This is a genomic window from Nitrospira sp. CMX1 (genome assembly GCF_054902215.1).
Genome location: NZ_JBUBKD010000005.1, coordinates 1 through 26,113, shown reverse-complemented (window position 1 = coordinate 26,113; position 26,113 = coordinate 1). Strand labels below are relative to the sequence as shown.

The 26,113-nt window shown below is 55.3% G+C and carries 20 protein-coding genes; 14 read left to right on the top strand and 6 right to left on the bottom strand.

Annotated features, from left to right (window positions below; all coding sequences use genetic code 11):
* The first annotated feature begins 79 nt into the window (after positions 1 to 79).
* Together ACYX34_RS00760 and ACYX34_RS00755 are read left to right on the top strand one after the other, a co-directional pair.
* The gene (locus ACYX34_RS00760; protein WP_462074639.1) at positions 80 to 1,099 is read left to right on the top strand and encodes an HD domain-containing phosphohydrolase; all 1,020 of its coding nucleotides are present in this window, start codon (positions 80 to 82) and stop codon (positions 1,097 to 1,099) included.
* Between the two features lie 356 nt (positions 1,100 to 1,455).
* Positions 1,456 to 1,986: a hypothetical protein gene (locus tag ACYX34_RS00755; protein WP_462074638.1), complete on the top strand. Its 531-nt coding sequence runs from the start codon at positions 1,456 to 1,458 to the stop codon at positions 1,984 to 1,986.
* Between the two features lie 14 nt (positions 1,987 to 2,000).
* Here the strand turns inward: ACYX34_RS00755 and lpxD are convergent, their stop codons facing one another.
* From lpxD to ACYX34_RS00730, 5 genes are all read right to left on the bottom strand, one after another.
* The gene (gene lpxD, locus ACYX34_RS00750; RefSeq protein ID WP_462074637.1) at positions 2,001 to 3,092 is read right to left on the bottom strand and encodes a UDP-3-O-(3-hydroxymyristoyl)glucosamine N-acyltransferase; all 1,092 of its coding nucleotides are present in this window, start codon (positions 3,090 to 3,092) and stop codon (positions 2,001 to 2,003) included.
* Positions 3,089 to 3,559 (bottom strand): acyl carrier protein, encoded by a 471-nt coding sequence (locus ACYX34_RS00745; RefSeq protein WP_462074636.1) that lies wholly within the window; start codon positions 3,557 to 3,559, stop codon positions 3,089 to 3,091. The genes lpxD and ACYX34_RS00745 overlap by 4 nt, the downstream gene beginning before the upstream one ends.
* Positions 3,560 to 3,641: 82 nt before the next feature.
* Complete coding sequence (gene fabF / locus ACYX34_RS00740; RefSeq protein ID WP_462074635.1) at positions 3,642 to 4,898, bottom strand: beta-ketoacyl-ACP synthase II; 1,257 nt, start codon at positions 4,896 to 4,898, stop codon at positions 3,642 to 3,644.
* Between the two features lie 78 nt (positions 4,899 to 4,976).
* The gene (gene lptG / locus ACYX34_RS00735) at positions 4,977 to 6,068 is read right to left on the bottom strand and encodes an LPS export ABC transporter permease LptG (RefSeq protein WP_462074634.1); all 1,092 of its coding nucleotides are present in this window, start codon (positions 6,066 to 6,068) and stop codon (positions 4,977 to 4,979) included.
* Between the two features lie 4 nt (positions 6,069 to 6,072).
* Complete coding sequence (locus ACYX34_RS00730) at positions 6,073 to 7,164, bottom strand: LptF/LptG family permease (RefSeq protein WP_462074633.1); 1,092 nt, start codon at positions 7,162 to 7,164, stop codon at positions 6,073 to 6,075.
* Positions 7,165 to 7,466: 302 nt separating this feature from the next.
* On the opposite strand from ACYX34_RS00730, the gene ACYX34_RS00725 reads away from it, so the two are divergent.
* Both ACYX34_RS00725 and ACYX34_RS00720 read left to right on the top strand, forming a co-directional pair.
* Positions 7,467 to 7,685, top strand: coding sequence for a cold shock domain-containing protein (locus ACYX34_RS00725; protein ID WP_462074632.1), 219 nt, complete (start codon positions 7,467 to 7,469; stop codon positions 7,683 to 7,685).
* 162 nt (positions 7,686 to 7,847) lie between these two features.
* A complete protein-coding gene (locus ACYX34_RS00720; RefSeq protein WP_462074631.1) occupies positions 7,848 to 9,839 on the top strand; it encodes a tetratricopeptide repeat protein in 1,992 nt (663 codons plus the stop codon).
* A 26-nt stretch (positions 9,840 to 9,865) separates the two neighbouring features.
* Here the strand turns inward: ACYX34_RS00720 and ACYX34_RS00715 are convergent, their stop codons facing one another.
* Complete coding sequence (locus ACYX34_RS00715; protein WP_462074630.1) at positions 9,866 to 10,822, bottom strand: 2-hydroxyacid dehydrogenase; 957 nt, start codon at positions 10,820 to 10,822, stop codon at positions 9,866 to 9,868.
* Positions 10,823 to 10,918: 96 nt separating this feature from the next.
* Here ACYX34_RS00715 and ACYX34_RS00710 point away from each other — a divergent pair, with 96 nt between their 5' ends.
* The 10 genes from ACYX34_RS00710 to ACYX34_RS00665 form a co-directional block, all read left to right on the top strand.
* The gene (locus ACYX34_RS00710; protein WP_462074629.1) at positions 10,919 to 13,753 is read left to right on the top strand and encodes an FAD-binding and (Fe-S)-binding domain-containing protein; all 2,835 of its coding nucleotides are present in this window, start codon (positions 10,919 to 10,921) and stop codon (positions 13,751 to 13,753) included.
* Between the two features lie 77 nt (positions 13,754 to 13,830).
* A complete protein-coding gene (locus ACYX34_RS00705) occupies positions 13,831 to 14,109 on the top strand; it encodes a MoaD/ThiS family protein (RefSeq protein WP_462074628.1) in 279 nt (92 codons plus the stop codon).
* A 138-nt stretch (positions 14,110 to 14,247) separates the two neighbouring features.
* Positions 14,248 to 15,546, top strand: a complete 1,299-nt coding sequence (locus ACYX34_RS00700) for a dicarboxylate/amino acid:cation symporter (RefSeq protein WP_462074627.1) — start codon at positions 14,248 to 14,250, stop codon at positions 15,544 to 15,546.
* Positions 15,547 to 15,982: 436 nt separating this feature from the next.
* Entirely contained in the window at positions 15,983 to 17,593 is a 1,611-nt protein-coding gene (locus ACYX34_RS00695) for a class I SAM-dependent DNA methyltransferase (RefSeq protein ID WP_462074626.1), read from the top strand.
* A 42-nt stretch (positions 17,594 to 17,635) separates the two neighbouring features.
* Complete coding sequence (locus ACYX34_RS00690; RefSeq protein ID WP_462074625.1) at positions 17,636 to 18,058, top strand: nucleotidyltransferase substrate binding protein; 423 nt, start codon at positions 17,636 to 17,638, stop codon at positions 18,056 to 18,058.
* Positions 18,055 to 19,686: a restriction endonuclease subunit S gene (locus ACYX34_RS00685; protein ID WP_462074659.1), complete on the top strand. Its 1,632-nt coding sequence runs from the start codon at positions 18,055 to 18,057 to the stop codon at positions 19,684 to 19,686. The genes ACYX34_RS00690 and ACYX34_RS00685 overlap by 4 nt, the downstream gene beginning before the upstream one ends.
* Complete coding sequence (locus tag ACYX34_RS00680; protein WP_462074624.1) at positions 19,679 to 21,229, top strand: RNA-directed DNA polymerase; 1,551 nt, start codon at positions 19,679 to 19,681, stop codon at positions 21,227 to 21,229. Before ACYX34_RS00685 ends, ACYX34_RS00680 begins: the two co-directional genes overlap by 8 nt.
* 7 nt (positions 21,230 to 21,236) lie before the next feature.
* Entirely contained in the window at positions 21,237 to 21,380 is a 144-nt protein-coding gene (locus tag ACYX34_RS00675; RefSeq protein ID WP_462074623.1) for a hypothetical protein, read from the top strand.
* Positions 21,377 to 23,509 (top strand): GmrSD restriction endonuclease domain-containing protein, encoded by a 2,133-nt coding sequence (locus ACYX34_RS00670; RefSeq protein ID WP_462074622.1) that lies wholly within the window; start codon positions 21,377 to 21,379, stop codon positions 23,507 to 23,509. The genes ACYX34_RS00675 and ACYX34_RS00670 overlap by 4 nt, the downstream gene beginning before the upstream one ends.
* A partial coding sequence (locus tag ACYX34_RS00665) for a type I restriction endonuclease subunit R (RefSeq protein ID WP_462074621.1) occupies positions 23,509 to 26,113 on the top strand: 2,605 nt, incomplete at its 3' end. The genes ACYX34_RS00670 and ACYX34_RS00665, both read left to right, overlap by 1 nt.

Below are 26,113 nucleotides of genomic sequence, written 5' to 3'. Positions count from 1 at the left end.
GCGGACGCAGTAGGCAGTGGTCAGGCACGCGTACGAGTGACCAGCACAAGCGAGTTGTTCTCGGTGCAGGAGTGTCGTCGTGACAGCATGGTATGAGAGAGCGATTCAAACCTTGGATGAAGCAGCGGTCGCTGTGCAAGGACGGCATATGGTTTCGATCCGAAGCCTTGAAGTGCTTGCATCAGACGTGGTGGCGTCGCTGCACAAGACGGATGAACTTGTGGTTGAAGCGTTGTCTGGGCCACCGGGTTCGCCACTCCTGACCAACCTCCTGAATGTCGCCATCTTGGGTACACGAGTTGGGATTGGATTGGGGTACTATGGAGAAGACCTGCATCGCTTGGCACTTGCCGGGCTTGTTCATGATATTGGGTTATTTTCTGTGCCCGCTTCGCTGCTGAACAAAAGGGGGCGACTCACGCCAGAGGAGCGGACTCTGATCGAACAGCACCCGGAGCGTGGGTACGAAATCATCCTCGCATGTGATCCTGCCTTTCAATGGTTGGCACAAGTGACACGTCAGGCGCATGAGCGATGGAACGGACAGGGATATCCCCAAGGCCTCAAGGGAAGACAGATTGACGAGATGGCCCAAATCTGCGGACTTGTCGATGTGTTTGATGCCTTAGTGAGTGAGCGTCCGTATCGTCCCAGGCTGTTTCCGCATGAAGCCATGAAGGAACTGCTTGTCGCTGAACGGGCCACCTTCCCACGAGAGATTCTTAAAGCGCTGGTTGAACAGTTGTCGGTGTATCCGGTTGGAACTACCGTTCGGCTTACCACTGGGGATGTCGGAGTCGTGGTGAAAATTAATAGCCGCTATCCCCTTCGTCCAGTCGTGAGAGTGAATGAGCTAGATCGAGGAGCGGGTGTTCAACCTCGTGAGCTGGATCTGAGCCTCACTCCGTTGATTACGGTCGTGGAGACGCTCAAGTCGCCTGTTGCTGGACAGGTTCAGGAAGAAGTGAGCCTGTCCAGGCCACCTCTGTCTACGACTGCGACAGAGGTTTCTGATCATTTTACAGCCCTACTTGAGAGTCTTGATGCGATCGTATCAACTCTTCAAGAAGCCGTTGAAACCGAAAAGCGTCATTCTTAATCAAGTCGCAATCAGCTCGTCCGTCACGTTCGCCAATCCCTTTCCTTTTCGAGCATAGTTCTCTTACGATCCTTCCCGTGGCACAGCAGGGGAAAGCCTCCATGTCTGACTTGACTGTCAACGCGGTATTCGGACAGATGTAGGCCTGTAAACCTGACTCAGACGGGGAATCGGACAAAAGATGAAGAATGTCCATGACATAGCGCAATTGCGCGGCTGTGTCTGAGAAAAACGAAGGAAGCCACGAGAATATGTCCGCTGAGTGAGGAGCCTGGTCGCCACTTTTCTGGGAAGTGCGAGATCGTTATAATGCTCACACCATGACGGATTAATTCATGAACGAGAAGGGGAATTGCGTGCCAAAACTTATTACCGTTCACCATCCGCAGCAAACGACGCAACAGGCGCTTGAGTATGTGAAGACGTACATTCTGTTTCCATCAGGCTTTCTCGGCCTGGTTTGCTTAGTCGGGAGCGTTGGCGGGTTGGGCTACCAGTTGCTCGGAAGTGAGAGTTACACGTGGGATACGTTTTATCAGAGTTCAGGCTTATTCCTTTCAGGCATAGGCTTGGGGGCGGCACAAACGCTGTACCAGCGGTATCTTCTTCGAGAGTTCCCCGAGGTTCTAGCTGCACGGATGCGGGACGGTTTGAACAGACAGAAGGGGAAACTGAAGAAACAGCCCTCGGCACCGGAGATTGAACATGCAGGGCGCCAACTGATTCCGTTAGCCTATAGCTTGGGCATTTTGCTGCTTGTAGGAAGTGCGATTGCCGCTTTCTCATACGGACGCGTGCACATGATTCCCGCCCTGCTCATGCCATGGGCGGGGTTCTATTGGGCCAAGATGTTCCTTTGGCGGAGAGTTATTACCGTCGCAAAGTGATGCGAGGTGAATCGTCACGTACGACGATTCTTTGATCCAGACGTTCGTCGTGATGCCGTGTGCGCTTGGCGTTCCAGGGCCGCGACCCGCTGTTCGAGGTTACGGACGGTCTCTCGTGTCTCTGGAAGCTGAGAGATCCCACCCTGAATTCTTAAGGCCTTGTCACGTGGCATCGCGGGTATCCCACCGACGACTTGGTTTGATTCAATGCTGCGATTGACGCCGGATTTGGCCGCAATCATCACTTGATCACCAATCGTAAGATGATCGGCGAGTCCGGCTTGTCCGCCGATCATGACATGCCGGCCGATAATCGTGCTCCCAGCGATCCCCACTTGTGCGACAAGAATGCAGTGCTCCCCTACCGTAACGTTGTGGGCGATTTGGACCAGATTATCGACTTTGGTTCCCTGCTTCACCAGAGTATGGCCGAATGTGGCACGGTCGATCGTGACATTCGCTCCTAACTCTACATCGTCCTCAATGACGACGCCGCCGAGTTGAGGAATTTTGTGGTGTCGGCCTTGATGCTGGATATAGCCGAACCCATCGGCTCCGATGACTGTGCCGCTGTGGACGATCACACGAGCGCCAAGAGAACAACCTTCGCGGACCACGACATTGGGAAAGAGCACACAATCATCCCCAATCGTTGAGTCTGCCCCGACAAAGACCCCCGGATAGAGGGTCACGCGATTGCCAATCGTCACGCGGTCGCCCAGTGTCACAAACGGCCAGATAGATGGGTCAGCTCCTATTCGTACATCAGCTCCTTGCATGACCTGTTCGGCAATGCCTCTGGGCGGCGGGGTCTGCACGAAAAACTTCTGTGCAACCCGCGCAAATGCCAACATGGGATTGTCGACCACGATTTGAGGAATAGGGAGATCCGGTTGATGGCGATGGATCAGAAGAGCTGCAACCTGCACGTTCGCCGCGGCTTTGGCCATCTTGTCATTGGTCACGAAGGACAAGGCGCAGGAGTTCGCTTGGCTGAGACTTGTGAGCGCCGAGACTTGTGTCTGGAGGTCGCCGTGAACGGTCCCTCCAACGACTTCATGGATTTGGGCGAGCGTGAGTGGTGTGGGGAGTTGAGGCCTACTCATCGTGTTGTCCCCTTCTTCTTCGTCTTTGAGCTCAATGCCACCTTGGGTTTCTTCGCGGCGAGAGGTTTGGGCTTCGCCGAGACGGATTTTGCCGACGACGGTTTTTTCGAGGTGGCTTTTGTAGAACTTGTCTTTTTCGAGACCGGTTTCTTCGGAGCTGCTTTGGCGGGCTTTGCTGCTGGTATTGGTGCTTCCGATTGGGGAGTGGATGGCGGTTCAGCCAACCGTCTTTGGACATAGGCGGCAACTGATCCAACGGTACTGAGTCCAGGAAGATCCTGATCCGGAATTTGAAGTTTGAATCGTTCTTCGATTTCGAACAGCAACTCAATAACCGCGACTGAGTCGAGTCCCAGATCATCTCGAAGGTGGTGGCTCTCCGTGATCGATGCGGGATCCCGCTTCAGGTAAGTAGCCAAGGCATGCACGATTTTTTCAGTGATCGCGGGGTCGATCCGTTCAGTCATTATGAATACTCCTTCACAAGTGGAATGAGGCCCTTCGCAGCGACGCCTACGAGGAGGTGCCTCACGATCAATCAATCATTACTCACGCCACAAACTTCTTAAAGACCACGGTGGCATTGTTGCTGCCGAAACCGAACGCATTGAGGAGGGCATACCGAATCTTTCGTTCTTGAATGGTGCGGCGAATGCCGTCCAGCTCACAGTCCGGGTCAGGGTCCTCATAGTTGGCTGTCGGGTGAATCTGCCCGGTATGGATTGCGAGCGTTGTGGCTACGGCCCCGATGGCGCCGGCTGCGCCGAGGGTATGGCCGACGAGCGATTTTGTGGCATTGATGGCGATCTTATCTGCACGACTCTTGAACAGGTTTCGGATGGCCTTTGTCTCAACGGCATCTCCGATCGTCGTCGATGTCGCATGGGCATTGATGTAGTCCACCTGATCGGAGCCGATCCCGGCTGACTCCAGCCCGATCTTCATCGTCATGCTGATCTCCTGCCCATCCTCCTGAGGAATCACCATATGGTAGGCTTCACTCGTTGCCGCATATCCAACGATCTCGGCATAGATTCTGGCCTTCCGTTTCTTGGCATGCGCCAAGGATTCCACGATTAATGCGGCTGCTCCCTCACCCATGACGAAACCATCTCGACGTCGGTCGAAAGGTCGTGACGCGCGTTCAGGGGCATCGTTGAATTCACTGGACAGCGCGCGCAGCGAGCAGAATCCCGCAAAGACCAGCGGGGTAATACTGGCATCGGCACCAGCGGCAATGACGACATCGGCCTGACCGGTGCGGATGCAGTGGAGTGCTTGGCCGAGAGCATGAGCACTGGACGAGCAGGCCGTCGAGATCGTGAGGTTAGGGCCTTTTGCGCCATGCGCCATGGCGACAATCCCTGAGGCGGAATTGAGGGTAATGGTGGGAATAAAATTGGGATGCACGCGATGGGGGCGTTGGGTTTTAAAGAGCTGCGTAATCTCACGCTCGCCCATGACCATCCCGCCCATACCCGCTCCGACGATGACGCCAACGCGGTGAGGGCGTTCCTTCGCCATATTGAGGTCGGCGTCGGCCACTGCTTCCTTGGCTGCGACTAACGCAAACTGCGCATAACGATCGACACGACTGGCTTGGGTGGTGGTCAGGTATTGCTCCGGTGAGAAATTGTGGACCTGGCCGGCGACCCGAGAACGGTAGTCCGACATGGGGACCCACCCTAAGGACGGAATGGCGGTCACTCCCGATCGACCAGTCAGAGCCGACTTCCAGAATTCGCTGACGCCAATTCCGATCGGAGATATCACCCCAAGACCTGTGATCACAACACGTGAGGCCATGCTTCTTCCTCCTTATGGTGGCGCCACGGCGCCTTTCTTACCGGAAGACCGGTGGACAGTCAACTAAGAAACGGATGTCTAATGGCGAACTTTTAGCAACAAATACAGACCGAAGCTCAGGAACAGGGCATTCGCCATCCAGCCGGCTACGATGGGTGCCAGAGCTCCTCCTCGTCCTAGCGCAATGGCAACGGAATGCGTGGTCCAATAGCAAAATCCCACAATGAAGGCTTGTCCGATTCCCACCGTCATATTCCCGCCACGGACACCGCTTCGCCGCAGACTCAGCGCAATGCCGATGAGGACCATCACGACTGTGACCAAGGGCAGCGCCATACGATCGTGGTAGTCTGTGAGCAACCGGGAAAAGGTGAATCCTTCATGGCGAAACCGTTCTAGGTAGTTGTGAATGTCCCGGAAGGTCATCGTTTCTGAGTTTCCTACGAGTGAACTCGTGAAATCGTCGGGAATCAACGGAATATTGATGGGCTGTTCCGAGAACCGAGCAAGCTCGACATTCTCGCTCGAGTGAAATTGGCGGTGATGCCCATTCCGAAGCACCCAACCGTCAGTCGCATAGCGAGCTTCCTCAGCCTCTGTAATTCGGTCGAGCTGGAAGGGCGGGCGAAAGTAAAAAATGCGTATCCCGCGCAAGGTTTTGCCCGCGGCATCGATTTCCGCTACCTTCATGAGGCTGTTGGTACTGATGCGAGCCCATGGTTGAACGGCTTTAATGGTGACGGGTGCCGGTTTCTGTTCGATCTGGATGGCACGAACCTCTTCGGCCTTTTCGGAGGCGAGCGGGATAATCGTTGAGCTGAAACTGAGAAGGACCACTGACATGCTGCCGGCGAAGAGGAGAAAAGGAGAAGACATCCAGAGCAGGCTCACTCCACAGCTTCGCAGGGCCGTGATTTCATTGCTGCGGGAGAGCAGACCAAGCGTCAGCAGGGTGGCGACGAGCACGGCAAAAGGGGCGACCTGGAAAGAAATCGAGGGAATCTTCAGTGTGAAGTACAACAGAATCGGCAGGATGCCGGATTCATAGCGAAGAAATCGGCGGACTTTCTCAAAAAAATCGATGACCACATAGATCGTCACCAAACCAGAAAAACACATACCGAAAATTTTCGCATACTCGCGCAGGATATACCGGAACAGAATCGTCATCGTGCTACTGCCTGCTTACCCGGTAGAACATCATGAGGGTGACAATCATAAAGATCACGTTGGGCAGCCACGCCCCCCAGAACGGATGAAGGATGAGGGCTGTCACCAGAAAATCGCATCCAACGTTCAGGATGTAGAATGCGATGATGATACCGACACCGACAGCGAAGCCACCGATACGACCGGATCGTTTCGACACGATCCCAACCGGGACGCCAAGGAGGCAAAAGACAAAGGAGGCCGTGGGGAAGGCCAAGTCTCGATAGTATTCCATCATGCGCCGGAGTGCGCCGGCATCTTTGCCGTCGGTTTCAGCGAGGCGTGCCATGATTTGGTCGTACGAGGGGCGTTCCTCAGTCGCCGCGTAACTGCTGAGGTTCAGATTGATCTTGATGTCGTAGCTGGAAAAGGCAATCTGTTGAGACTGATCGATCTGAGGCGGACGGCTATGAATCATGCCGTTCTCCAATTGCAGTGCGACGTGGTCATGTTCAGCATCCATAAAGATACGATAGTGTTCCGCCACAATGACACGTGGCTCATTGGGGAGACGTTCATCCGAGATGAAGATGCCGGGCGCCGGGCGTCCCTGTTCACCTTCTGGAACATAGATCATCATATTGGGGATCGGTTCGTTGAAGGTCCCGCGTTCGAGGGCCAGCGCGAGTTGATCTTTCAACAGATTGAGCGCCACCTTCTTGAGATTGAGTGAACTCCAGGGCTGTCCCCACTGAGACAAGATCAACGTCAAGGTAAAGACGCAGACAGAAAACAAGACCACGGGTTGCGACAAACGCACGAGGCTGAGGCCGGCCGCTCGCATGGCGATCAGTTCTTTATCGAAGGACAACCGGCCAAAGGCGGTCACCGAGGCGATGAGCCCAGCAATGGGAAGCGTGAGGACGAGTCCGGAGGGAAGCAGCATGGCAATCACTTTGAGTACGGCCCAGATCCCGACTCCTTTGGAAACCAAGAGCTCGACGAGACGCAAGAGTTCTCTGGTCAGCATGACAAAACAAAGGGCGCCGAGGCTGAGCCCGAACGGAGAAAGAAGCTCGGTGAAGATGTAACGATCAAGTAGCGTGCGTAAGATCACAGAGTTTCTAAAGACGGAGAAATTGAAGACACTATAGGAGAGTCTATCTCCCTTGTAAACACAGGAGAAAATCTTGTCAGGAAAGATTTTCTTGACAGAGCATACGCCCTATGTTACATGCAGCGCGAATTTGATCCTACTAGAGATGTATGGGTTCTGTGAGCGATTCATCACTCCTTCAGGTGCCCGTCCCTATCTCCCAGCCGAGTGCATGTTCGTCCTACTTCTTCAGCTCTCATCGAGCAAAATATGGGTGGAGGCGCTACGTAACTATTCGTCGTTGTTGACAAAAGGAGGAGTCCGTGAAGACAAAAGGTACGGTGAAGTGGTTCAATGATCGAAAAGGGTTTGGGTTTATTCGGTTGGATAATGGGGACGATGTGTTCGTTCACTACTCTGCATTACAAGGAGATGGATTCAAGACACTCAAAGAGGGTGAAAACGTTGAATTTGATATCGTGCAAGGAGCCAAGGGCCCACAAGCGGCCAATGTGCTGAAGGCAGCCATTGCTGCTTCGTAGTCATTTCTTCGTGCGCCTTGTTGGGCAGAAGGACTGGCTCTCCTGGTCGTAGACAAGGGGAGTCGTCTCTTCTGCCACAGCAAGATTCCTGTCTAATTCCCTCAATTTCTAGACAAAACCCATTGGGGCTGTTAGCGTTTGGCTGTTCCGTATATGGAGGGCATGTTTGTGCCACCGGATCGAGGCCGTATCCTTCAACAGGCTCAGCTGCTGTCGTCTCGAGGGCAGTATGAGGCTGCGATCGCGGAGTGGAAAAAACTCGCTAACGACAATCCGTCCGACGGCAGTATCCACAATACGATCGGTGATTTGCACTTAAAGCGGAATGTGCCGGCCGATGCAGCTGCAGCCTATCTGCAGGCGGCTTCTGCCTTTCGTGCGGAAGGAGCAACCCTCAAGGCCATCGCGGCATTCAAGAAGGTGCTCAAGTGTGATCCGACACGTTATGAGGTCTACCGTCATCTTGGGGATTTGAATGTAGAACGAGGCCTCACCAGCAGTGCCGTGCAGGATTATCTCACCCTCGGGAAGTATTACCTCAAAGAGCGCCGTGGGAAGGACGCCCTCGAAGTTTACAAAAAGATCATCACGCACGACCCATCGAACCTCAACGCGCAGCAACGCGTCGCCGAACTGTGTGTTCAGGAGAATCAGCAGGATGAAGCGACGAAGGTCTATCTCCAGTTGGGTCGAGAAAAGTCAGCGCAAGGACGATATGATGAGGCGAAGGATGCTTATCTGGCCGTCCTGAAAATTGATCCACAGAACAGCGAAGCAGCGCAATTTGTCGAAAGCCTCAAGCAGGGTGGAAACGGATCAGCCAAAACCGTCAAACCGACCGCTTCTGCATCCACCCTGAAATTCACACCGACTCAGAAACCCACGGAGCCGGTTGATCTACTGGCCGAAGCGGTTCGGCGCATTACGGAAAAGCAGTACAACGGCGCAGAAGCCATTCTGAACCAGCTGTTGACGCGAGAACCTGGCAACCCGCAAGTCTGCCAACTCCTGGCTCGGTTGCATCTACAACGGGGAGATGTACAAGTCGCGGTCGGAGAATATCGCTTTTTGGCCGGCGCGGCGTTGCGGGCCCGCGATCTGGATCTTGCGGAATCACTGATTCAGGAAGTGTTGGTCGTAGAGCCGAACTCCGTCCCGTTGTTGGAACTGAATGGCGAACTGTACGAAGAAAAAGGCAACCACGCAGAGGCTGCCTTTCAATACGCCAAGGCGGTCGAAGTCCTCTTAGCTCATCCAGAGCCCGGGATGGAAAGCCTCCACGAGGAACTCTTTGAGAAGGTGAAAACCCTGTCGACCGATGCCGACTTCGTGAATCGATTGGCCGAACGAGTGAAGAAGGGGGCCACGGGAACAATTCCTGGGGAACAGGAAGACGTTCGGATCGAAGAGGCGTCTATCGATCAGCAAGCAGCTGTCGTAAAGAGAGAGCCGGTAGAGCAAGAAACACAAGAGGTTGTGATCGTAGGGGCTGAACCGGATGCCGTCTCGAGTTCTGCCAACATCTTTACAAGGGACGACGAGTCATCGGTACTCAGTGCGGCACCAGGCATGGATACAGATCCGCAGGAAGAACAGACCTTCTCTGCTCCGATTGTCGCTCCCCCCGTGATGGTCCAGGAGACACAGCCATCGGTCCCTCCTTTGCCTCTGTCTGCGAGTGATCGATCGTCAAGTAGCGCACGGACTTCGGCCATTCCCGCCACCATGCAGCAGGGCATGGCGAAGGAACCAGCTGAGCCACCGCCAGACTACGAGACGTACTATGCATTGGGAGTGGCCTATAAGAATATGGGGTTGTACGACGAAGCTCAGAGCGCATTCCGTATCTCCATGGGTAGTGATCCCTTCTATCTCGATTCGGCCTTGATGACAGCCATTTGCCTGAAGGACGAACAACAGCTCAGCAAGGCGATAGTGGGACTCGAAGCCGTCTTAGCCGATCCTCGCTGTCAAGGAGCAAAAGGGCAAGCTATTCGGTATCAGTTGGGACTTCTCTATGAAGCCCAAGAACAGTGGGAGAAGGCGGCGCGTGCTTTTCAAGCGATTCCGTCGTTTCACGATGTTCCACAGCGCTTGGCAGCACTCAAGGGAAAACAACAAGGGGGGGATATCGGTTTTCGCTACGCTTCGTAACTACTCTTGTGGTGGTTCTCCTCTTCTTAGCGCACTTGATTCGGCGCCGTTCTCCCATCCAAGACGGCAGCAACATTTTTCACGCACACCAGTCCCATCCGAACGCGAGTCTCCAGGGTGGCGGATCCCAGGTGTGGAAGCAGGACCACATTCGGAAGAGTCAATAACCTCGATGAGACCACCGGTTCCTGCTCGTAGACGTCCAGCCCAGCGCCTGCGATAGTTCGGGCTTCGAGTGCCGCGACCAATGCGGTTTCGTCGATGACCGGGCCTCTTGAAGTATTAAGAAGGAACGAAGTCGGTTTCATGGCGGTCAATTGCTGTCGGCCGATGAGATGGTATGTCGCATCAGTGAGCGGGACGTGGAGTGAGAGGAAGTCGGACTCTGAAAGCACCTCGGGAAGAGATCGCTGTGTCCATGCGGCGCCGGGTGGGGACACGACGGCATGGCGTCCAGCATAGATGACGGGCATGCCAAATCCCACCGCGCGTCGAGCCACGGCCTGTCCGATGCGTCCCATCCCGATGATCCCGAGTGTCTTGCCTGAGACCTCACCTCCGAGCATCTGTGTCGGTCTCCAGCCCGGCCACGTGCCTGTTCGAACCCAGCGATCTCCTTCTGCCACTCGTCGCGCCACGGCGAGAAGAAGGGCCCAGGTCAGGTCGGCCGTCGCTTCCGTCAATACATCCGGTGTATTGCTGACAACGATGCCCCGCTGTGCGGCGGCCACCACATCAATGTTGTTGTACCCCACGGCATAGTTGGCGATGATCTTCAGTCGAGTTGCGTGGGACAAGAGCGATGCGTCGATGCGATCGCTCAGTGTGCAGATGACGGCGTCAGCTTCCGCAAATCCTTGCCGAAGTTCCGTGACGGTCGGTGGATCATCCGAAGGGCTGGTGAGCAATCGGTACTGCTGCGGAATCGCCTCGAGCACCGGTGGAGGGAGGAGACGCGTGATGTAGAGTGCCGGTCGATCCATGTTCGCTGGTCTTCCCCCACATTGTAGGAGATTACGTTCTGAATCGACAACAGCCTTGTCCTTTCCGGACCCGCCGTTTAGAATGGGGTTGTTCTCATGCCATCTTCCATCCTGATTCAGCCGACCAATTCCCGTGCCATCGCCAACGATCTTCGCGCTCTTCTGGGCTCATCGAAAGTCAAAGATGATGTGCCGACCATTACGGCGTACGCGGTGGATGCCAGCATCTATCGGATTCCGCCGAAGGCTGTCGTTCTTGTGGAGTCGGAAGACGACATGGCCGCGACAATCAGGTATGCCGTGTCACGAGGGATTCCGCTCACTCCTCGTGCGGCCGGCACGAATCTGACAGGGTCCGCGATCGGCTCAGGAATCATTCTCGACGTCTCACGTCTAAATCGCATTCTGGAAGTCAATCGAGAGGAGCGTTGGGCCAGGGTCCAGCCGGGCATCGTGCTGGTGGAGTTGAACAAACAACTCAGCTCCCAGGGGTTGCTGTTCGGTCCCGATCCCTCGAGTGGCGACATGTGCAAGCTCGGTGGCATGATTGCAAATAATTCCTCAGGACCTCATACCCTTCGATATGGATCCGTCAAAGACAATGTGCGGAGTCTCCGTCTGTGTCTCACCTCGTCGACATGGATCGAGGCACGAGCGTATGGACTCGATGATCCCGTTCTTGAACGGGTGCTGACCATGGTGCCGGCATTACGTGACGTGCTGGTGCTGACACAAGCCCATGCTGAACTTATCGCGGCAAAACGGCCGACGGTCAGTAAAAATAGTTCCGGGTACAATCTGTTTGGCCTTGCTGATGGGCTTGCCCAAGGCTTGTTCGACCTACCGAAGCTCTTTGTCGGGAGCGAAGGGACACTGGGAGTCGTGAGTGAGGCGACGCTCACATTGGCTGAGAAGCCCGCTGCGACGTTGACCGCGCTCATTCATTTCCGGAGTCTTGAAGAAGTCGGCGAGGCGGTGCCGCAATTGCTGACGTTGCAACCGAGTGCCTTGGAAATCATGGATGCCAATACGCTCAATTTGATCGGGCGTGGTCAACACGGCATTCCGCAGGATGCGGCGGCTACACTGTTGCTTGAGTTGGATGCCGACTCAGGAGCGGTTGGTCTACATGCGCAGGCCGAGGCCCTGGGTGTGATCTGCCGTCCGTATCGGTTGGCCTCGGCCCCGACGTTGGCGTTCGATGCGGAACGGCGGGAGCAGCTCTGGAAAGCGCGGAAGGCCCTCTATCCAACCCTCTATCGGTTTGATCCAAAAAAGAAGCCGATCAACTTCGTCGATGATGTGGTCGTTCCGGCTCAACGCATCAGCGATTTGATCCGCTATTTAGAAGAATTTTTTGAAGGACAAAACGTACCGGTGGCCATCTTCGGCCATATCGGCAACGGCAATGCGCACATCGTGCCGTTGTTGGATGTGAACGATCGCGGTGATTTCGACAAAATGGTGCAGGCCTATCGAGAGGTTCATTCGACCGTGCTGAATCGGTTCGGTGGATCGATTTGCGGCGAGCACGGCGATGGTCGAATTCGTGCGGAATTCGTAAAAACCATGTTCGGTGAGGAGTTATACGACCTCTTTGTTCAGGTCAAACGGGTATTTGATCCGGGGAATGTTCTGAATCCTGGCATTAAGCTGAGCAACGCCTCCTTTACCGACCACATTGATTACACGAGACTCTCCAAGTCTTGCGCGACCTGTGCCAAGTGCAATGCGGTCTGTCCCGTGTACGATGTCTTTCAATCGGAAGACATGAGCTCACGCGGCTGGTTCGAAATTGTCACTTCAAAGGACTACAGTTATCTGAATTCCAAACGCGTTGTGGAAGCCTGTCTGAACTGTAAATCCTGTCGCACGATCTGTCCGGCCGGAGTAGACGTGTCAGATCTGATTCTTCGGAAGCGTGCGGAGCACCCCAACAGACTGGCCGGCTGGATCTTTACGCTTCAGGCGAAGGGCGCCGTTTTTGAATCTGTTTTGCGGTTTCTGGGCGCCACGCAGCATCTCTGGGACCGGCCCGTCGTCAGACGACTGTTGGAACGGATGACGACGCCGATCATGAAGGGCCTGGCTCCGACGGCACGATTGCCGCACGATCTTGTGTTGCCGAAATTGGCACCACGGCAGTTGCGGGAGCGATATGCCCATTTGATTCCCGATGGAGCGGACTCTTCTCCGACTCGATCCGTGGCCTATTTCCACGGCTGTGCGGCCAATTATTTCGACGATGGAGTGGGCGATGCCGTCATCGAAGTCTTGAAGAAGCACGGAGTCGAGCCTGCACTCCCGCCACAACGTTGTTCAGGGACGCCGGTACAAACCTATGGCCATGTCGACCTTGCGCGCGATGGGGCGCAATTCAACCTTCGGTCGTTTGCTTCCTACGACAGTATCGTGACTGGGTGCGCCTCCTGCACCCTCATGTTGAAAGATTACCCCATGCTCTTTGCCGACGGACCTGAGCGGCTCCAAGCGGAAGAGTTGGCCAAGAAGGTCATCCACATTTCAGAGTTTGTTGCTCGGTCGTCGCAGCATCCACCCATGGCGAAGAGTTCTGGCGTCACCCAACGTGTGACCTACCATTCATCCTGCCATCTTCGTGCGGCAGGGGTGACCAAGGAGCCACGGCAGGTGTTGTCGGCGTTGCCCGGCGTGAATTTTATAGAGATGCCGGATGCCGACCGCTGCGCCGGTGGGGCAGGGACCTATCTCGTCAAGGACTATAACACCTCGCAGAAGATCTTTGAGCGGAAAACACGTGCGATCACAAAGACCGGCGCGAACGTCGTCGCCACCAGCTGTCCGGCCTGCATGATTCAGCTCAAGAATGGGGTGGACGATTCCGTCCAGGTGAAGCATGTCGCGCAACTGCTTCAGGAGGCCTATCGGGCCGGTGAACATGAGAAGAGCTGAGTCACGCTCCAGAATCGTGTATAGTAGCCGCGCTTCCAGGTTGAGCGTATGTGGCTGATTCGCCCGGTGACTCACTGATGGTATCCATACAGATCTTCGGTCAGACCTTGCGAGCCGCTGTTGATGAGAGTGAGCTCGAAATTCCCGTTTCAGGGACGACCACCGTGAAGCAACTCATCGAGGCTCATCCGGCTCAACTCGGCGGACTGCGTTCGTTCATTCAGAACCGAGAAGCGCTCATCACCATCAATAAGAAGATCGGCTCGGAAGACTCGCCGATTCGTGACGGTGATGTCGTGAAATTCTCCTTCCAGTCTCGCACGTCCTACGACGGCAACCGAGACATTCCGACCTAACCTTTTTCTCCTAGGCGAGAGCCAGGCAGGGCACTCGTTCCCAACGCCGCCGTTCCGGCGAAGGACTCATGAGCCCTCTGCGTAGAAACATGATTTTGAGCGGACATCCATGTATGCTGCCACGACCTGAGGTTCGCGATGTCACACACGAGTACATTTCCTCTCTATGCTCAAGTCCTCCTCGCCGTCCTGTGCGGAGCCACGTTGGGCGTGGTCTTTGGACAAGAACCCTACCTGAACGGTCTGCGCAACGAACAGCTGGGCAAACTCGGACTGTGGGTGGTCTGGTTGCTGAAAACCCTTGCGGTTCCACTTATCTTCTTTGCGATCATGGATTCGCTGATCCGTGCCAGTTTACCGCTGCGCCAGGGGGCGAAGCTCCTCATGATTTGCCTCGTCAACGTCTCGGTGGCCATGGTGATCGGCCTGGTCATCATGAATCTCTGGCAGCCCGGCAAATCCTGGCAAGGTCATGTCGAGGAACTACTCCAAGTCGTACCAGGTACAACGTTGAAGCCGGCCTTGACGGCATCGGCGCATCCCCTCGAAGACCTGATGGCCTACATTCCTCGAACGATCGCTGATCCATTCGGGAGCAATAACATCATCGGAGTCGTGCTGCTGGCCCTTGCGCTTGGCCTGACGTTGCGGTGGGCGAAGAGGAGGGTCGGTGGGGCTTACAGATTGCTGGATACCACCGCCTGGGCCATTGAGAGAATCTATGGATGGCTCGTAACGGTGCTCTGGTGGGTGATCCTCGTCGTACCGTTCGCGGTGTTTGGCGTGGTGGCCAATGTCGTCGGTAAATCCGGGATCGGAGTCTTCGCGACCCTGTGGATTTTTCTTGCGGCCATGCTTCTCGGTCTCGCGGTGCATGCGCTGCTTTACTATCCCTGTGTCGCATGGCTGGTGGGAAAGAAATCTCCCAGCGTCTACATCGGCCAAGGGGCCGATGCCATCATGACCGCGCTTTCCTGTAACAGCAGTCTGGCGACCGTCCCGATCACGCTTCGCTGTCTCGAACGCATGCAGGTCTCTTCTCAATCGGCACGTCTGGCCGCCTGTGTCGGAACGAACCTCAATAACGACGGCATCACGCTCTATGAAGCGATGGCGGCACTGTTCCTGGCCCATGCCCTTGGATACGATCTACCATTATCGAAGCAGATCGTGATCGTCGTCGCCTCCATCATTGCCGGGGCCGGGGTCGCCGGCATTCCCGAAGCCGGCATGATCGTGTTGCCCCTCGTTCTTGCTGCCGCCGGTCTGCCGGACCAGGTCATTCTGGCCGCGATTCCGCTCATCATGACCATGGACTGGATCATCGCCCGTGCCCGTTCGGGCGTGAACGTCATGAGTGACATGCTCGTTGCCATCCTGCTGGATGTAGGTCAGACTCGTTCCGGGACGGATCCTCAGGCTGAGGCGGGAAGATAACGAGATATCCCGGAAACCTTTTTAAATGGGCATTCAAGCTGTACACACGGCAGTCACACTCGAGTGCCATTGTCTCAGCGATGACCATGCCGGCGGCGTTTTAAAGCAGACTGGTGTTTGATCTCCGCGACGTCCAGTTGTTTCCAGTCGAGATCCGACTGGTCTGGTCCAAACCCTGTCTCACTCCTTCTCAAGGACCACTTCCTGAAGGTATTCGACGCAACTCCGTTTGCTGCAGGTCGGACTATACTCTACTTAACACTCCGTCCTCATCACTTCCCTTTGGTACGTGATTTCTTGGAGGGAAACGGGTATCCTTCGGCAAAAATTCGTCCATATTCGTGAATACGGTAGACGGCAGGCGAGCGGGAGGAATCTGAGCTGATTATTGAGTGGGGCCAGCGCATATGGGATGATCGACAGGGTAAGGGGAGCAATGGCAAAAAAAGAAAAGACAGCGTCTAAGCAGGACACCGGTGCCAATCTTGGCTTTGAGGCCAAGCTGTGGCAGATGGCTGATGGACTCCGCAATAACATGGATGCGGCGGAGTACAAGCATGTCGTGCTTGGTCTGATCTTTTTGAAATACATCTCGGATGCGTTTGAGGCCAAGCACGCCGAACTTGAAGCGCAGAAAAAGCAGGGCGCTGATCCGGAAGACCCAGACGAATATAAGGCCGCGAGGATCTTCTGGGTACCCAAAGAGGCTCGGTGGTCACATCTAAAGGCCAGCGCGCCGCAACCGACGATCGGGACGATCGTCGATGATGCGATGACGGCCATCGAGCGGGACAATCCGTCGCTCAAGGGAGTGCTGCCGAAAGACTATGCCCGCCCAGGTCTCGATAAGCAGCGCCTTGGCCAGTTGATCAATCTTGTGAGCGACATCGCATTGGGCGCTCCAGCCGACCGTGCAAAAGACACACTTGGCCGTGTCTATGAGTATTTTCTCTCGCAGTTCGCCAGCGCCGAAGGGAAAAAGGGCGGGCAGTTCTATACGCCGTCCCGCGTGGTCCGTGTCCTCGTCGAGATGCTGGCTCCGTACAAAGGCAGAGTCTACGACCCCTGCTGCGGTTCGGGCGGCATGTTCGTGAGCAGCGAGAAATTCATTGAAGCACACAGCGGCAGGTTGGGCGACATCTCTATCTATGGACAAGAGTCCAATTACACGACCTGGCGACTGGCCAAAATGAATCTCGCCATCCGTGGCATCGACGCGCAAATTGCCCACGGTGACACGTTCCACAACGACAAACATCCCGATCTCAAAGCTGACTATGTCCTCGCGAATCCGCCCTTCAATGACAGCGACTGGCGCGGCGAACTGCTCAAGGACGACAAGCGCTGGGTCTATGGCACCCCGCCGGCCGGTAACGCCAACTTCGCCTGGGTGCAGCACTTCATCCACCACCTTGCGCCGACCGGAATCGCCGGGTTTGTGTTGGCCAATGGTTCCATGTCGTCCAACCAATCCAACGAAGGCGAGATTCGCAAAAACATCATTGAGGCGGATCTGATCGATTGTATGGTGGCACTCCCAGGGCAATTGTTCTACTCCACCCAGATTCCGGTGTGCTTGTGGTTCCTCGCACGCAACAAGAAGAATGGAACCCGTTCGGCAGGCTCAGGGCAGGGTTTCCGTGACCGTCGAGGCGAGACACTCTTCATCGATGCGCGCAAGATGGGCACGCTGATTGACCGAGTCCATAGAGAGCTTAGTGAAGAGGATATCGGGAAGATCGCCGGCACCTATCATCTCTGGCGCGGTGACAAAGAAGACGTTCGTCCTGAACATGTCGAAGGGCGAACGGCTTACGAAGACATTCCAGGCTTCTGCAAAGCGGCGAAGCTGGAAGATATCCGCAAGCACGGCCACGTGCTGACCCCCGGCCGTTACGTCGGTGCCGAGGCCGTCGAGGACGACGGGGAGCCATTTGATGAAAAGATGAAGCGGCTCACCGCGACGCTACGCGAGCAACAGAAGGAATCTGCCAAGCTCGATGCTGCCATCGCCGAGAATTTAAAAGAGTTGGGATATGGAGGGTAAGCGGATGGAGTCGGCGGTACTTGCATTACAAGGACGAGCGACATGATTGATTACGACAAGCTTCAGAAAGCCCTCAAGCATCTGGAACTGCAATACGCTAACCACCAGCAGGCGCAGAGCCGTCCCGAACTGACCGAGATCGATCGTGAAGCGATCGCGGAATCCGTCATTCAGCGATTTGAAACTTGTTACGACACACTATGGAAAGATCTCAAGCGCTACCTCATCGAAGAAATTGGCTTGCCAGATGTTCCCAACAGTCCCAAGCCGTTGTGGAAGCTGGCTGGACAGAACAATCTCTTTGCCTCTTCCGTGGAACAGTGGCTGAAGTACGCGGATGCCCGCACCAGCACCGCTCACGACTATAGCGGAAAGAAGGCGGAAGAAACCCTCGCCCTCATGGGCGACTTCATTGACGATGCCATCGGCCTCTACCAGACGATGTCGGGCACCACGTGGGAATGACGGATGCGATAGACCTTACAACAGAGCAGCGCAACCAGCTGAACGATCTCCTGCGCCGGTTCTTGCCCGGTGTCGTCGTGTGGGCCTATGGGTCCCGCGTGAAATGGACCGCCCGTCCCAATTCTGACCTCGATCTCGTCGCTTTCACCACCCCTGAACAGCGCCCACAGGTGGCGGATCTCAAAGAAGCTCTTGCCGAAAGCAATCTGCCCTTTCCGGTGGACCTCCATGTCTGGGACGACGTGCCGGAACGCTTCCGAGAGATCATCCAGAAGGAATATGTGGTGGTGCAGGAGGCCAAAGAGCCGGAAGGCAAAACGAGAGTGTCTTTGGAGTGGCAGCGTCATGAAGTGAGCAAACTGCTCGCCGACGGAAAGCTCGTGATAGGCGATGGATATCGCGCCAAGAATAGCGAACTGTCTCAAACGGGTCTGCCGTTTGCTCGTGCTGGCAACATCAACAACGGCTTTCAGTTTACTGAAGCCGATCACTTCCCAAGTGACGCTCTCTCAAGAGTTGGCAACAAGGTGAGTCAACCTGGTGACGTGGTCTTCACATCGAAGGGTACTGTCGGCCGCTTCGCCTTCGTTCGTGAGGATACGATGCGGTTTGTGTACTCGCCGCAGCTTTGCTTTTGGCGCTCGCTTGATCAATCCTTGATCCAATCGCGTTTCCTCTATTACTGGATGCACGGGAGTGAATTCTTCGCTCAGTTCAAAGGCGTTGCGGGGCAAACTGATATGGCTGAGTACGTCAGCCTTACCGACCAGCGGCGTATGCACATCACGCTTCCACAGATTGCTGCGCAACGCGCCATCGCCCACATCCTTGGCACGCTGGACGACAAGATCGAGTTGAACCGACGGATGAATGAGACGCTGGAGGCGATGGCACGGGCGCTGTTCAAGTCGTGGTTCGTGGACTTTGACCCCGTCCGCGCCAAAGCCCAAGGCCGTGACACTGGCTTGCCCAAACACCTCGCCGACCTCTTTCCGGATTCATTCGAGGACTCGGAGCTGGGCGAGATTCCGAGGGGGTGGGAAGTGGGTACCCTCGCCGACTTCTCAACTTTGAACTCCGAATCCTGGTCGAAGGAGACCCGCCCCGTTCTTATCAACTACGTCGATCTCTCGAACACAAAGTGGGGGCGAATCCAGTCGGTGACAACCTGCGCTTATGAAGATGCGCCGAGCCGAGCGCAACGAGTATTGCGGTCGCGGGACACGATCGTGGGTACTGTGCGTCCGGGGAACGGCTCCTACGCTTTCATATTGGTTGATGGGCTAACGGGCAGTACTGGGTTCGCCGTGCTCAGACCGCAAAGCGATCTGTACGCGGAGTTCGTCTACCTCGCAGCCACGTCAGCCGACAACATCCAAGCGCTAGCTCACTTTGCAGACGGTGGGGCGTATCCGGCGGTTCGACCAGAAGTTGTTTCGGCCACTCAGGTTATACGCCCCAATGAAGACATACTTGAGGTGTTCTCGCGCTATACGGGACCAATGATGCTGAAGATTGCCGACAGCGAGCGCGAATCCCGTACGCTCGCAACCCTGCGCGATACGTTACTGCCGAAGCTCATCTCGGGCGAGATTCGCATCGCAGCCTCTGAGGCCATGAATGCTTAAACCACTGCTTGCTTTTGGGTACTTACCACGGGAGTTACCGCCGCTCTTCGGGTCAGAATCGTTCGCGGCCCTTTCAAGTTCAACTAATGAATTGCCCACAAGCATAACAAAGGATAAGGCAGATTGGACACAGCCAACACACCACAATCTTGCAAGAGTCGGAGGTTTGCGGCGACGACTGACCGTTCCCAACCCTGCGAATTATTTCCGGCTAGCATCAGTTTTTGACAAACACAATGCGGCACTGGTGGCGGAATGGAAGAAATCGCCATACTCACAGACCCTGCCAAAAGTCTCAACGTGCGGACCTCGCGGTATAGCGAATGAACCACCTGACCGTGCCATCGCTAAAGCTAACGCGAGAGTCGGTGCGCGATACTTGCTGCGTGCAGATATTTCGCAGTTTTATCCTTCTGTCTATACACATACGATCTCATGGGCACTTCATACTAAGCAGGTGGCTAAGGCTGCCTTCAAGGACATGAGTCTTGCGGAAAATGCTTTGGATAAGGAACTGCAAGCCTGCCAATTGGGTCAGACAAAAGGCATCGCAATTGGGCCAGATACTTCCTTGGGTGTGGCTGAGCTTCTTCTCGCACCGATTGATAGGCGGCTGAAGGATGAGTGTCGCATCATGGGTGGTGTTAGATTTATCGACGACATGGAGTTTAACTTCCACAAGTTGGCTGACGCGGAGGCGGCGCTCGCTCGACTTGAGTCAATGCTCTATGAATACGAACTTCAGCTCAACGGGAACAAAACGAGAATCCTTGAACTGCCGGAATCGCTCGAAAGTAGATATGTTACGGAACTTCGACGTCACATACCGACGTTAACTGGTGGAACCAATTCCCAGTGGATAGACTACTTCAATCACGCCTTCATGCTCGCAAAGGAACATCCATTGGAAGGCGTCCTTCGATATGCAATCGCAGCTCTTCAAGGTGTTACAGCCACAGCAAAGTGCTGGTCTATTGCCCAGATTCTCTTATGGCAAAGCGTTGCGCTTGATCCCGGCTGCCTGAGATTTGTGACCGATGTGTTGTTGTTACACAAGCATCGCGCATCTCGTGAGCCTAACAGCGATATTGCAAGAACGGCTGTCGAAGCACTGATAGTGAGCAGCGCCCCGGTTGGCCATGGCAGCGAAATACTTTGGAGTATTTGGACGGCACTACAACTCGGTCTGACTTTATCTGCGGATGCTCAGCGAGCGATCGCGGGAATGGATGACGCCTTTGTTGCAGTCGCAGCCATGGTAACCAAGGAGCGCAAAGTCTTTGCAGAGGATTTTACGTCACCTCTGTGGGAATCATGGTTAGTTGAAGACTGCTTTCACCAATTTCACCAAGATCATTGGTTACTGGGGTATGAGGCTAATCGGCGCGGTTGGTTTACCGAAAAGGTTCGTGCAGCCAGAGTAGATAGCGAGCCAACCGTAAAGGCCCTAACCGATGCAGGAGTAACTTTTATTAATGACAAGAAACTGGACGAGTACTTACCAAATAAGTTGGTCGTTTGCAGTGGCGGGGGGTATTCCTAAAATCGCAATGGCTGTCACAACTTTCACAGAATCGGTGGTTGAGGACGCCGCCCTCGGCTGGCTCTCAGCGATGGGTTACCAGGTGCTGCACGGGCCGGACATTGCCGTGGTCGAACTCAAAGCAGAGGCTATTCGCAAGGGAGTCCGATGAAGATTTCTACTATTCTTGACAAGATCGACGAAAAGCAACTCTTCGTGCCAGCGTTTCAGCGCGAGTACGTGTGGAAGAGGGACGACGCGAAGATGCTGGTTGATTCCCTGATCAAAGAGTACCCGACTGGAACGATGCTCACTTGGGAGACGGCGAACCCACCGGAACTGAAGGGGCCACACAAATACAATGAGAAGCAAGGTGCGGTGCGCCTATTGCTGGATGGCCAACAGCGCGTGACCACGCTCTACATGCTGATTCGTGGCCAGATCCCGCCGTACTACACGCAAGCAGAAATCATGAATGACACGCGCGGCCTCTATGTCAACCTTGCGACACTTGAGCTGTCGTACTACATGAAGACGCGAATGGACAATGATCCGTACTGGCAGAACGTCACGGATGTCTTCCAGGGGAAGGTGAGCGCCTTCGACCTCCAGGCTTCCTTTGAGATGCTGAAGCGAACTCTCGGGATGGAAGAACTCAAAAAGCTTAACGACAACATCAATGCCGTCACCCGTATCAAGGAGCGCGACTTTCCGGAGCAGACCATCCCAGTGAGAGCCAATATTCGCGAGGCGATAGACATCTTCTATAAAGTCAACGCTAGCGGTGTCGCCCTGACGGATGCTGAGCTTGCTCTTGCGCAGATCTCGGGCTATTGGCCAAAGGCGCGTGATCTCTTCAAAGCGAAGCTGTCACAGCTTGAGCAAGAGGGTTTCGCGTTCCAACTCGATTTCCTGATGTATGTTCTGCTCGGCTGCCTGCACCACCTGGGATCCGACATGCGCAAGTTGCACGGCGAGGAGAACAAAGCTGCGCTATTGGACGCGTGGCAACGCCTTGACTCACAGGTGCTGGACTACGTTGTGAATCTGCTGCGCACTAGCGCGTTCGTGGATCACGTGCATGAGATCAGCTCGCCCTACGCATTGGTGCCGATCATCGTCTACTGCTTCGACAAGCGAGGGAAGCACCTGAACGATTTGGAGACCCGCAAGTTGGTGAAGTGGTTCTATTATTCCCAGATTCGTGTTCGCTACGTGAGTCAGTTGCCGCAGAAGCTCGACCGTGATTTGAGGATTCTCACGGAGAGTAAGCAGCCCTTTGACGACCTCCTGCAGGTGATCGCAGAGGAGCGTCCGCTTACCGTCCAGCCAATGGAGTTCGTCGGACGTGCCATTCAGCACCCGCTGTTCAGCATGGTGCGCTGGTATTTGAAAAGTCGTGGCGCCGTCTGCCTGACCACCGGTGTAAGCCTGCGGAAGAACATGGGCAAGAAGTACCAGCTTGAATTAGACCACATTTTCCCATATTCACGCCTTAAGAAGGCCGGGTACGACAAAGGCAACCGGGTGAAGTATGCGCTCGCGCAGGAGTTCACAAACCGAGCCCTTCTGACTCAGACTGCGAATCGGTCGAAGCTAGCAATGGAGCCCTCCGTCTACCTGGCGGACGTAAAGTCTCGGTTCCCAAAGGCGCTCGTGCTCCAGTGCATCCCCGATGAATCCGAGCTGTGGCAACTAGCGAAATACGAAGAGTTCCTGGAGAAGAGGCGCGAGCTACTTGCGAGCAACATCAACGATTTCCTGAATAGGATCACACTTACGCAGGAGCCGGAAGCACCCACCACAATCGAGGACCTGATTCGAGAAGGAGAAAGTGATGAACTGGAATTCAAGTCCACGCTGCGCTGGGACCTTAAAAGCGGCGAAACTAGCAAGAAGATGGAGGAGGTCATTGTCAAGACCGTGGCTGCATTGGCCAACGGACAGGGTGGAACGCTCGTGATTGGTGTGGATGACGATGGGAATGTGATTGGGCTCGAGCATGACTATCTGTCCCTTGGCGGCGCTACCCGCGACGGATTTGAAGTGCATCTCCGCAATCTCCTCAATGAACATCTGGGCGTTGCCTTCGTGGCTAGCAAAGTAAAAATCGCCTTTCACGAAATCGGTGGCTGCGAAGTCTGTCAGGTCGACGTTGAACCAGCGAGCAATCCCATTGTTCTTGTTGCGAAGGACAAGAATGGTCAGAAGGTCGAGAGGTTCTACGTGCGCAATGGGAATGCCTCCCATGAGGTGCCCATGAGCGAGATGAGTGCGTACGTCAAGGAGCGGTTTCACTGATGATGGGTTTCTCCGAGTCCCTTGTCGAAGACGCCGCCCTCGCTTGGCTTGAAGCGCTCGGTTACATCGTGCTGCACGGCTCGGACATCGCGGTAGGTGAACCCGGCGCTGAGCGCAGCGATCCCAACTATCGCGACACAATTCTGGAGAGGCGGTTACGGGAATCCCTCTTCCGGCTGAATCCGGAGCTGCCGGCAGAAGCACTGGAAGATGCCTTTCGCAAGCTCATTCGCGTGGATGTGCCGTCGCTCATAGAGCGCAACCGTGCAATGCACCGAATGTTGGTCGATGGGGTCACGGTTGAGTATCGCCGCAGGGATGGGTCAATCGCAGGGGCACAAGCGCGGGTGCTCGATTTTGATGTCCCTGCCAATAATGACTGGCTTGCAGTGAATCAGTTCACCGTCTCTGAGGGCCAGCATACGAGGCGCCCTGATGTTGTCATTTTTGTAAACGGCCTGCCGCTTGCCGTGATTGAGCTGAAAAACCCTGCGGACGAAGACGCGACGATTTGGAGTGCCTACCACCAACTTCAAACCTACCAGGCCCAGATCCCTTCCTTCTTCACCACCAATGCGGCGCTGATTGTCTCTGACGGTGTCCAGGCTCGCATTGGGACGCTTGGGGCTGGGAAGGAATGGTTCAAGCCCTGGCGTACGATCGGTGGGCGTGAGGACGCGCCATCGACGCTCACAGAGCTACAAGTCATCCTGGAAGGCGTGTTTGAGAAACGACGGTTTCTTGATCTCGTTCGGCATTTCATTGTCTTCGAAGACGAGGGCCATGGAAAGTTGATCAAGAAGATGGCTGGCTACCATCAGTTCCATGCGGTGAATGTAGCGGTTGAGGAAACCTTGCGGGCTGCCCGACAGGCGGCGGAGCATCGGGCCGCTGAGCCCTTGGGGCAATACACGTCTGGCCATCAGCCGGGTGGTGAACCAGGTGATCGTCGGGTCGGAGTGGTGTGGCATACCCAGGGATCGGGGAAGAGTCTTACGATGGCCTTCTATGCCGGGCGAGTCATCCTTCATCCAACGATGGAGAACCCAACTATCGTGGTTCTGACCGATCGCAACGACTTGGACGATCAGCTTTTCGGCACCTTCGCTCGCTGTCGTGATCTGCTTCGCCAGGACCCAGTTCAAGCAACCGACCGGTCTGATTTGTGGGCCAAGTTGAGCGTGGCATCCGGCGGCGTGGTGTTCACCACGATTCAGAAGTTCTTTCCGGAAGAAAGAGGCGACCGTCATCCCGTGCTGTCTGATCGCCGCAACATCGTGGTGATCGCGGACGAAGCTCATCGAAGCCAGTATGACTTTATCGATGGTTTTGCCCGTCATATGCGCGATGCGTTGCCCAACGCCTCGTTTATCGGATTCACCGGCACACCCATCGAAAAGATCGATGCCAATACCAGAGCAGTCTTTGGCGACTACATCAGTATCTACGACATCCAGCGGGCGGTCATCGATAAGGCAACGGTCCCCATCTACTACGAGAGCCGGCTGGCGAAGCTCGAACTGAAGGCGTCCGAGCGGCCCAAAATTGACCCCAAGTTTGAAGAGGCGACGGAAGGGGAAGAAGTCGAGCGTAAAGAAAAGCTCAAGACCAAGTGGGCGCAGCTGGAAGCCGTGGTGGGGTCGGAAAATCGAATCAAGTTGATCGCGCGAGACCTGGTTGATCACTTCGAAGATCGCCTGGCCGCCATGGATGGGAAGGCCATGGTGGTCTGTATGAGCCGGCGGATCTGTGTGGAGCTGTATCGAGAGATTGCAGCTCTGCGCCCTCAGTGGCATGCTGAGGAGGATCACCAGGGATCGATGAAGGTCATCATGACCGGCTCGGCGTCTGATCCAATCGAGTGGCAGGGCCATATCCGGAATAAAAAATGGCGCGAGGATTTGGCGCTCCAGTTTCGTACACCCAAACATCCCTTTCGGCTCGTCATTGTTCGTGACATGTGGCTGACTGGCTTTGACGCGCCGAGTCTCCATACCATGTACATCGACAAGCCGATGCGTGGACATGGGCTGATGCAGACGATCGCCCGTGTGAACCGCGTGTTCAAAGATAAGCCTGGTGGACTCGTCGTGGATTACCTCGGCCTTGCCGACGAACTCAAGCAGGCGCTTGCGGTCTACACGGAAAGCGGCGGAACTGGGAAAACGGCAATTAATCAGTCGGATGCCGTTGACGCGCTCCGAAAGCACTATGAAATCTGCCGAGGCCTCTTTGGTTCATATAGGATGCCTTCTGGCATGGTGCCGGGCTTTGATTGGTCGCCCTGGCTGACCGGCAAGCCGCAAGAGCGGCTGTCTGTGTTGCCTGCCGCGCAGGAACATATCTTGAGGCAACAGGATGGCAAAGCACGTCTCCTTCGTGCCGTGAACGATCTCTCGCAAGCCTTTGCGTTGGCTGTGCCGCATGAAGAGACATTCCGGATTCGAGATGATGTGGGTTTCTTCCAGGCAGTGCGCGCAGTGCTGGCGAAAAGCACTGCGCGCGAACAGAGGACTGATGAAGAACTCGACCACGCGATTCGTCAGATCATTTCCAAGGCCGTGGTGTCCGATGAGATCGTGGACATCTTTGCAGCGGCCGGAC

What these genes read in the sequence shown, in the direction of transcription:
- ACYX34_RS00680 (WP_462074624.1), top strand. Translation starts at nt 19,679, where the DNA reads ATGCTTAAACCACTGCTTGCTTTTGGGTACTTACCACGGGAGTTACCG.
- ACYX34_RS00720 (WP_462074631.1), top strand. Translation starts at nt 7,848, where the DNA reads ATGTTTGTGCCACCGGATCGAGGCCGTATCCTTCAACAGGCTCAGCTG.
- lpxD (WP_462074637.1), bottom strand. Translation starts at nt 3,092, where the DNA reads ATGAGTAGGCCTCAACTCCCCACACCACTCACGCTCGCCCAAATCCAT.
- ACYX34_RS00695 (WP_462074626.1), top strand. Translation starts at nt 15,983, where the DNA reads ATGGCAAAAAAAGAAAAGACAGCGTCTAAGCAGGACACCGGTGCCAAT.
- ACYX34_RS00700 (WP_462074627.1), top strand. Translation starts at nt 14,248, where the DNA reads ATGTCACACACGAGTACATTTCCTCTCTATGCTCAAGTCCTCCTCGCC.
- ACYX34_RS00675 (WP_462074623.1), top strand. Translation starts at nt 21,237, where the DNA reads ATGGCTGTCACAACTTTCACAGAATCGGTGGTTGAGGACGCCGCCCTC.
- ACYX34_RS00715 (WP_462074630.1), bottom strand. Translation starts at nt 10,822, where the DNA reads ATGGATCGACCGGCACTCTACATCACGCGTCTCCTCCCTCCACCGGTG.
- ACYX34_RS00670 (WP_462074622.1), top strand. Translation starts at nt 21,377, where the DNA reads ATGAAGATTTCTACTATTCTTGACAAGATCGACGAAAAGCAACTCTTC.
- ACYX34_RS00745 (WP_462074636.1), bottom strand. Translation starts at nt 3,559, where the DNA reads ATGACTGAACGGATCGACCCCGCGATCACTGAAAAAATCGTGCATGCC.
- lptG (WP_462074634.1), bottom strand. Translation starts at nt 6,068, where the DNA reads ATGACGATTCTGTTCCGGTATATCCTGCGCGAGTATGCGAAAATTTTC.
- ACYX34_RS00690 (WP_462074625.1), top strand. Translation starts at nt 17,636, where the DNA reads ATGATTGATTACGACAAGCTTCAGAAAGCCCTCAAGCATCTGGAACTG.
- fabF (WP_462074635.1), bottom strand. Translation starts at nt 4,898, where the DNA reads ATGGCCTCACGTGTTGTGATCACAGGTCTTGGGGTGATATCTCCGATC.
- ACYX34_RS00705 (WP_462074628.1), top strand. Translation starts at nt 13,831, where the DNA reads ATGGTATCCATACAGATCTTCGGTCAGACCTTGCGAGCCGCTGTTGAT.
- ACYX34_RS00685 (WP_462074659.1), top strand. Translation starts at nt 18,055, where the DNA reads ATGACGGATGCGATAGACCTTACAACAGAGCAGCGCAACCAGCTGAAC.
- ACYX34_RS00710 (WP_462074629.1), top strand. Translation starts at nt 10,919, where the DNA reads ATGCCATCTTCCATCCTGATTCAGCCGACCAATTCCCGTGCCATCGCC.